This is a genomic window from Enterobacter sp. ZOR0014 (genome assembly GCF_000798855.1).
Lineage (GTDB): Bacteria > Pseudomonadota > Gammaproteobacteria > Enterobacterales > Enterobacteriaceae > Enterobacter > Enterobacter kobei.
Genome location: NZ_JTLF01000107.1, coordinates 40,650 through 47,873 on the forward strand (window position 1 = coordinate 40,650; position 7,224 = coordinate 47,873).

The 7,224-nt window shown below is 53.5% G+C and carries 8 protein-coding genes; all 8 read left to right on the forward strand.

The window, feature by feature from the left end:
• Positions 1-133 precede the first annotated feature (133 nt).
• The gene (gene cvpA, locus L977_RS05225; protein WP_000262116.1) at positions 134-622 is read left to right on the forward strand and encodes a colicin V production protein; all 489 of its coding nucleotides are present in this window, start codon (positions 134-136) and stop codon (positions 620-622) included.
• A gap of 33 nt (positions 623-655) precedes the next feature.
• Positions 656-2,173, forward strand: coding sequence for an amidophosphoribosyltransferase (gene purF, locus L977_RS05230; protein WP_014884664.1), 1,518 nt, complete (start codon positions 656-658; stop codon positions 2,171-2,173).
• A gap of 89 nt (positions 2,174-2,262) precedes the next feature.
• On the forward strand, positions 2,263-2,832 hold the full coding sequence (locus L977_RS05235; RefSeq protein WP_014884663.1) for a UbiX family flavin prenyltransferase: 570 nt from the start codon (positions 2,263-2,265) through the stop codon (positions 2,830-2,832).
• Positions 2,833-3,122: 290 nt separating this feature from the next.
• Entirely contained in the window at positions 3,123-3,905 is a 783-nt protein-coding gene (gene argT, locus L977_RS05240) for a lysine/arginine/ornithine ABC transporter substrate-binding protein ArgT (RefSeq protein ID WP_014884662.1), read from the forward strand.
• Between the two features lie 226 nt (positions 3,906-4,131).
• Positions 4,132-4,914 carry a histidine ABC transporter substrate-binding protein HisJ gene (gene hisJ / locus L977_RS05245; protein ID WP_008502592.1) on the forward strand — a complete coding sequence of 261 codons (783 nt, stop codon included), beginning with the start codon at positions 4,132-4,134 and terminating at the stop codon, positions 4,912-4,914.
• An 88-nt stretch (positions 4,915-5,002) separates the two neighbouring features.
• Positions 5,003-5,689: a histidine ABC transporter permease HisQ gene (locus tag L977_RS05250; RefSeq protein WP_014884661.1), complete on the forward strand. Its 687-nt coding sequence runs from the start codon at positions 5,003-5,005 to the stop codon at positions 5,687-5,689.
• A complete protein-coding gene (locus tag L977_RS05255) occupies positions 5,686-6,402 on the forward strand; it encodes an ABC transporter permease (RefSeq protein ID WP_008502590.1) in 717 nt (238 codons plus the stop codon). The genes L977_RS05250 and L977_RS05255 overlap by 4 nt, the downstream gene beginning before the upstream one ends.
• Before the next feature lie 8 nt (positions 6,403-6,410).
• On the forward strand, positions 6,411-7,184 hold the full coding sequence (gene hisP / locus L977_RS05260) for a histidine ABC transporter ATP-binding protein HisP (RefSeq protein WP_014884660.1): 774 nt from the start codon (positions 6,411-6,413) through the stop codon (positions 7,182-7,184).
• The last annotated feature ends 40 nt before the right edge of the window (positions 7,185-7,224 follow it).

The following is a 7,224-nucleotide window of genomic DNA, read 5'->3' on the forward strand; positions in this document are numbered from 1 at the left end:
GACCGTGGCGTTGATTATTTTTTCAGCGCCTTTTTTATTTACGCGCGGGAAGGAAATCCCTACGCAAACGTTTTCTTTTTCTGTTAGAATTCGCCCCGAACTGGATGACAGGGCGTTAAATCGTGGGACACATATGGTCTGGATTGATTACGCCATCATTGCGGTGATTGGTTTTTCCTGTCTGGTTAGCCTGATCCGTGGCTTTGTTCGTGAAGCGTTATCGCTGGTGACTTGGGGTTGTGCTTTCTTTGTTGCCAGTCATTACTACACTTACCTGTCTGTCTGGTTCACGGGCTTTGAAGATGAACTGGTCCGAAATGGAATCGCCATCGCGGTGCTGTTTATCGCGACGCTGATTGTTGGTGCTATCGTCAATTACGTGATAGGTCAGCTGGTCGAGAAAACCGGTCTGTCAGGAACGGACAGGGTACTCGGGATCTGTTTCGGGGCGTTGCGAGGTGTGCTGATTGTGGCCGCCATCCTGTTCTTCCTGGATACCTTCACCGGGTTCTCCAAAAGTGAAGACTGGCAGAAATCGCAGCTCATTCCTGAGTTCAGCTTCATCATCAGATGGTTCTTTGACTATCTGCAAAGCTCGTCGAGTTTTTTGCCCAGGGCATAAACCCTGAGATGTGGCTTAACGAGGAAAAGACGAATGTGCGGTATTGTCGGTATCGCCGGTTTCATGCCGGTAAACCAGTCGATTTATGACGCGTTAACGGTGCTTCAGCACCGTGGGCAGGATGCTGCGGGTATCATCACCATTGATGCAAACAACTGCTTCCGTTTACGTAAGGCGAATGGCCTGGTAAACGATGTGTTTGAAGCCCGCCATATGCAGCGTCTGCAAGGTAATATGGGGATCGGTCACGTTCGTTATCCTACTGCTGGCAGTTCCAGCGCCTCTGAGGCACAGCCTTTCTACGTCAACTCACCGTATGGCATCACCCTTGCCCATAACGGCAACCTGACCAACGCCCATGAGCTGCGTAAAAAGCTGTTCGAAGAGAAACGTCGCCACATTAACACCACCTCTGATTCTGAAATCCTGCTCAACGTGTTCGCCAGCGAGCTGGATAACTTCCGTCACTACCCGCTGGAAGCAGACAATATCTTTGCTGCCATTGCTGCGACCAACCGCCAGATCCGCGGTGCATACGCCTGCGTGGCGATGATTATCGGTCACGGTATGGTTGCCTTCCGCGATCCAAACGGCATTCGTCCGCTGGTGCTGGGCAAGCGCGACCTTGGCGATGGCCGTACCGAATATATGGTTGCCTCTGAGAGCGTGGCGCTGGATACCCTGGGCTTCGAATTCCTGCGTGACGTTGCGCCGGGCGAAGCGGTGTATATCACCGAGAAGGGCCAGCTGTTTACCCGTCAGTGTGCCGACAACCCGGTCAGCAACCCGTGCCTGTTTGAATACGTCTATTTCGCCCGCCCGGACTCCTTCATCGACAAGATTTCCGTCTACAGCGCGCGCGTAAATATGGGCACGAAGCTCGGCGAGAAGATTGCTCGCGAATGGGACGATCTCGACATCGACGTGGTTATTCCTATCCCGGAAACCTCCTGCGATATCGCTCTGGAAATTGCCCGTATTCTGGATAAACCTTACCGTCAGGGCTTCGTGAAGAACCGCTACGTTGGCCGCACCTTCATCATGCCGGGCCAGCACCTGCGCCGTAAGTCCGTACGTCGTAAACTGAACGCCAACCGCGCCGAATTCCGTGATAAGAACGTTCTGCTGGTGGATGACTCCATTGTGCGTGGTACCACCTCTGAGCAAATTATTGAGATGGCGCGCGAAGCGGGGGCGAAGAAAGTGTATCTGGCGTCTGCCGCACCGGAAATTCGCTTCCCGAACGTGTACGGCATCGATATGCCAACCGCCAATGAGCTGATTGCGCACGGTCGCGAAGTGGACGAAATTCGTCAGATTATCGGCGCCGATGGCCTGATTTTCCAGGATCTGAACGATCTTATCGACGCGGTGCGCGCCGAGAACCCGGAGATTCAGCAGTTCGAGTGCTCCGTGTTTAACGGCGTCTATGTGACGAAAGACGTCGACCAGCAGTACCTTGACTATCTTGATTCGCTGCGCAACGACGATGCGAAAGCCGTTCAGCTGCAAAACGATCTCGAAAGTTTAGAGATGCACAACGAAGGTTAATCTCTCTGCAGGTGAGGGCGCTCGCCCTCACTTGCAACTCCCCGCGAAATCCTGCACAGTCTGCCCTGAAATCAGTAAGGGCGAAAATCATGAAACGACTCATTGTTGGGCTCAGCGGTGCCAGTGGCGCCATTTACGGCGTACGTCTGCTGCAGGTTTTGCGCGACGTAGCGGAAGTCGAAACCCATCTGGTGATGAGCCAGGCGGCGCGACAAACCCTCTCCCTTGAAACCGATCTCTCCCTGCGTGATGTTCAGGCACTGGCCGACGTCGTGCACGACGCGCGCGATATCGCCGCCAGCATCTCCTCAGGCTCGTTTAAAACCGCTGGCATGGTGATCCTGCCCTGTTCAATTAAAACGCTCTCCGGCATTGTGAACAGCTATACCGACACGCTGGTGACGCGCGCGGCGGATGTCGTGCTGAAGGAACGTCGCCCGCTGGTGCTTTGCGTGCGGGAAACGCCGCTACATCTGGGGCATTTGCGCCTGATGACCCAGGCCGCCGAGCTGGGCGCCGTGATCATGCCGCCGGTACCGGCGTTTTATCATCGCCCGCAGTCGCTGGATGATGTGATCAACCAGACCGTCAACCGCGTGCTGGATCAGTTTGATATCGACCTGCCGGAAGATCTCTTCACCCGCTGGCAGGGAGCCTGATTCTGTGCACACATGCTGTGCATGAAAAGAGACGTTGCCCTGTTTCAGGGCAATTATGCAACGGCGATCATATCCTCGACATTTAATTCGTTTTTTCCCTTTTTCTCTCTCCGGTTCGTTCGGCAGACCTGCTATCTTTCACCATTAAGGCAATATCGCAACGTTTTATTAACATATTTAACGTCGAAGTTTTGACCAGACGGCAATGTGGCATAAGACCTGCAAGAGAAGCCTGCAACACAACACACAACACAATACATAATAAAATCACGGTACTTGAGGGTAAATGTATGAAGAAGACGGTTCTGGCTCTGTCTTTGCTGGTGGGGTTAAGTGCGGCGGCAGGTAGCTATGCGGCGCTTCCACAGACGGTTCGTATCGGTACAGACGCAACCTACGCGCCATTCTCTTCCAAGGATGCGAAAGGCGATTTCGTGGGGTTTGATATCGATCTGGGAAATGAAATGTGCAAACGCATGCAGGTAAAATGCACATGGGTGGGCAGCGACTTTGACGCATTAATTCCGTCGCTGAAAGCCAAGAAAATCGACGCCATTATCTCTTCTCTCTCTATCACCGAAAAACGTCAGCAGGAGATTGCCTTCTCTGACAAGCTCTACGCCGCTGATTCACGTCTGATTGCTGCTAAAGGCTCCCCGATCCAGCCGACCATCGACTCGCTGAAAGGCAAGCATGTTGGCGTGCTCCAGGGGTCAACGCAGGAAGGTTATGCCAATGCCAACTGGCGCGAGAAGGGTGTCGACGTGGTTGCCTATCAGAATCAGGATCTGATTTACTCTGACCTGTCGGCGGGCCGTCTGGATGCTGCATTCCAGGATGAAGTCGCCGCGAGCGAAGGCTTCCTGAAGCAGCCAGCCGGGAAAGACTACGCTTTTGCAGGCCCGTCCGTGAAAGACAAAAAATACTTTGGTGACGGCACCGGTATTGGCCTGCGTAAGGATGATACCGAGCTGAAAGCCGCCTTTGACAAAGCGTTTACAGAGCTGCGTAAAGACGGTACTTACGACAAACTGGCGAAGAAATACTTCGACTTCAACGTCTACGGTGACTGAGACCTGACGGTGATGCACTGAAAAGAGGCATCAGGCGAAGGGGTGTTCCAGTATGGTGCGTTAAATGCACTATATTGGATCGCTTTGTGCATACTTACGCATTTATAATGCAAAATATCCCGGCCCGAAGGCATTAATCTTTGCCTGAAGGTGGGGATTAATGGCACATTAGCACCACCCCGTCGTCGTAAAAATCCCGTATGAAGACAGTTTGTTGAGGACAAATATGAAAAAACTCGTGTTGTCACTATCTCTGGTGCTGGCCTTTTCCAGCGCCACCGCGGCATTCGCAGCCATTCCGCAGAAAATCCGTATTGGTACCGATCCAACCTATGCGCCGTTTGAATCGAAGAATTCAAAGGGTGAGCTGGTGGGTTTTGACATCGATCTGGCCAATGAGCTGTGCAAACGCATCAAAGCGCAATGTACCTACGTTGAGAACCCGCTGGACGCGCTTATCCCATCCCTGAAAGCAAAAAAAATCGACGTAATTATGTCCTCGCTCTCCATCACTGAAAAACGCCAGCAGGAGATTGCCTTCACCGACAAACTCTACGCGGCCGATTCACGTCTGGTAGTGGCGAAGTCTTCTGATATTCAGCCAACGCTTGAGTCGCTGAAGGGCAAACGCGTGGGCGTGCTGCAGGGCACCACCCAGGAAACCTACGGTAACGAACACTGGGCGCCGAAGGGGATCGAAATTGTCTCCTATCAGGGCCAGGAAAATATTTACGCAGACCTGACGGCCGGCCGTATTGATGCGGCATTCCAGGATGAAGTCGCGGCAAGCGAAGGCTTCCTGAAAACGCCGGTGGGCAAAGATTACAAGTTCGGCGGTCCGTCCATTAAGGATGTGAAGTTGTTTGGTGTGGGTACCGGTATGGGCCTGCGCAAAGAAGACAACGAACTGCGCGAAGCGCTGAACAAAGCGTTTGCGGAAATGCGCGCTGACGGTACCTATGACAAGCTGGCGAAAAAGTACTTTGATTTCAATGTGTACGGCGGCTAATCGCTCCGTCAAATAACGTGCGGCCCCTCCCGATGCGGGAGGGGAAAAGACACGGTTTCACCACTCACGATACGACAGGGCTCGCGGTATGCTGTACGGATTTTCTGGCGTCATTTTACAGGGCGCGCTTGTCACCCTTGAGCTGGCTATCAGCTCCGTGGTGCTGGCGGTGCTGATAGGTCTGGCGGGCGCAGGGGCGAAGCTTTCGGCTAACAAACCGCTGGCGCTCATTTTTGAAGGCTATACCACGCTCATTCGCGGCGTACCCGATCTGGTGCTGATGCTGCTCATCTTTTATGGTCTGCAGATTGCGTTAAACAGCGTAACGGATGCGATGGGACTGGGACAAATTGATATCGACCCGATGGTGGCCGGTATTATTACCCTCGGTTTTATCTACGGTGCCTACTTCACCGAAACCTTCCGCGGTGCTTATATGGCCGTGCCGAAAGGTCACATTGAGGCGGCAACCGCATTTGGTTTTACCTCTTCACAAACGTTTCGCCGGATCATGTTCCCGGCCATGATGCGCTATGCGCTGCCGGGCATTGGTAACAACTGGCAGGTTATCCTCAAAGCGACGGCGCTGGTCTCTTTGCTCGGTCTGGAAGATGTGGTCAAAGCCACTCAGCTGGCGGGTAAAAGCACCTGGGAGCCCTTCTACTTTGCGGTGGTTTGTGGCGTGATCTATCTGGTCTTTACGACCGTCTCCAATGGTGTGCTGCTTCTGCTTGAGCGTCGCTACTCCGTGGGTGTGAAGAGGGCTGACCTGTGATTGAGATTATTCAGGAATACTGGAAATCCCTGCTGTGGACAGATGGCTATCGCTTTACCGGCGTGGCGATCACGCTGTGGCTGCTGATTTCGTCCGTGGTGATGGGCGGCATTCTGGCGGTGTTTCTCGCCATTGGCCGCGTGTCGAACAATAAATTTATTCAGTTCCCCATCTGGCTGTTTACCTATGTCTTTCGCGGTACGCCGCTGTACGTGCAGCTGCTGGTCTTCTATTCAGGCATGTACACGCTGGAAATCGTAAAAGGCACGGAAATGCTAAATGCGTTCTTCCGTAGCGGCCTGAACTGTACGGTGCTGGCGTTGACGCTCAACACCTGTGCCTATACCACCGAGATCTTCGCCGGGGCTATTCGTTCCGTGCCTTATGGTGAGATTGAAGCGGCGCGGGCGTATGGCTTTTCGTCAGTAAAACTTTACCGCTGCATTATTCTGCCATCGGCGCTGCGTATTGCGCTGCCTGCGTACAGCAACGAAGTGATTCTGATGCTGCACTCCACTGCGCTTGCCTTTACCGCGACGGTGCCGGATCTGCTCAAAATCGCGCGCGATATTAACTCCGCGACCTATCAGCCGTTTACCGCGTTTGGCATTGCGGCGGTGCTCTATTTAATTATCTCTTATGTCTTGATTAGCCTGTTCCGCAAGGCTGAAAAACGCTGGTTGCAGCATATAAAACCTTCTTCGACGCACTGAGAAAGATGATGGCTGAGAACAAATTAAACGTTATTGATTTGCACAAACGCTACGGCGAACATGAAGTGCTGAAAGGGGTGTCGCTGCAGGCGAATGCAGGCGACGTAATCAGTATCATCGGCTCATCCGGCTCGGGTAAAAGTACCTTCCTGCGCTGCATTAACTTCCTCGAAAAACCGAGTGAAGGCTCGATTGTGGTGAGCGGGCAGAATATTAATCTGATACGCGATAAAGACGGCCAGCTGAAGGTGGCGGATAAGAATCAGCTGCGTCTGCTGCGCACGCGTCTGACCATGGTGTTCCAGCACTTCAACCTCTGGAGCCACATGACGGTGCTGGAGAACGTGATGGAAGCGCCGATTCAGGTGCTGGGCCTGAGCAAACAGGAAGCCCGCGAGCGCGCGGTGAAATACCTGGCGAAAGTGGGTATCGACGAGCGTCAGCAGATGAAATACCCGGTGCACCTCTCCGGCGGTCAGCAGCAACGTGTCTCCATCGCCCGCGCGCTGGCGATGGAACCCGAAGTGCTGCTGTTCGATGAACCGACTTCAGCGCTGGATCCTGAACTCGTTGGCGAAGTGCTGCGCATCATGCAGAAGCTGGCCGAAGAGGGCAAAACGATGGTGGTGGTGACGCACGAGATGGGCTTTGCCCGTAACGTTTCTAACCACGTCATCTTCCTGCATCAGGGCAAAATTGAAGAGCAGGGCCATCCGGACGACGTCTTAGCGAATCCGCAAAGCCCGCGTCTGCAGCAGTTCCTGAAAGGCTCCCTGAAATAACGGGGTTTTTCCCTCTCCCCGTGGGAGAGGGTTGGGGTGA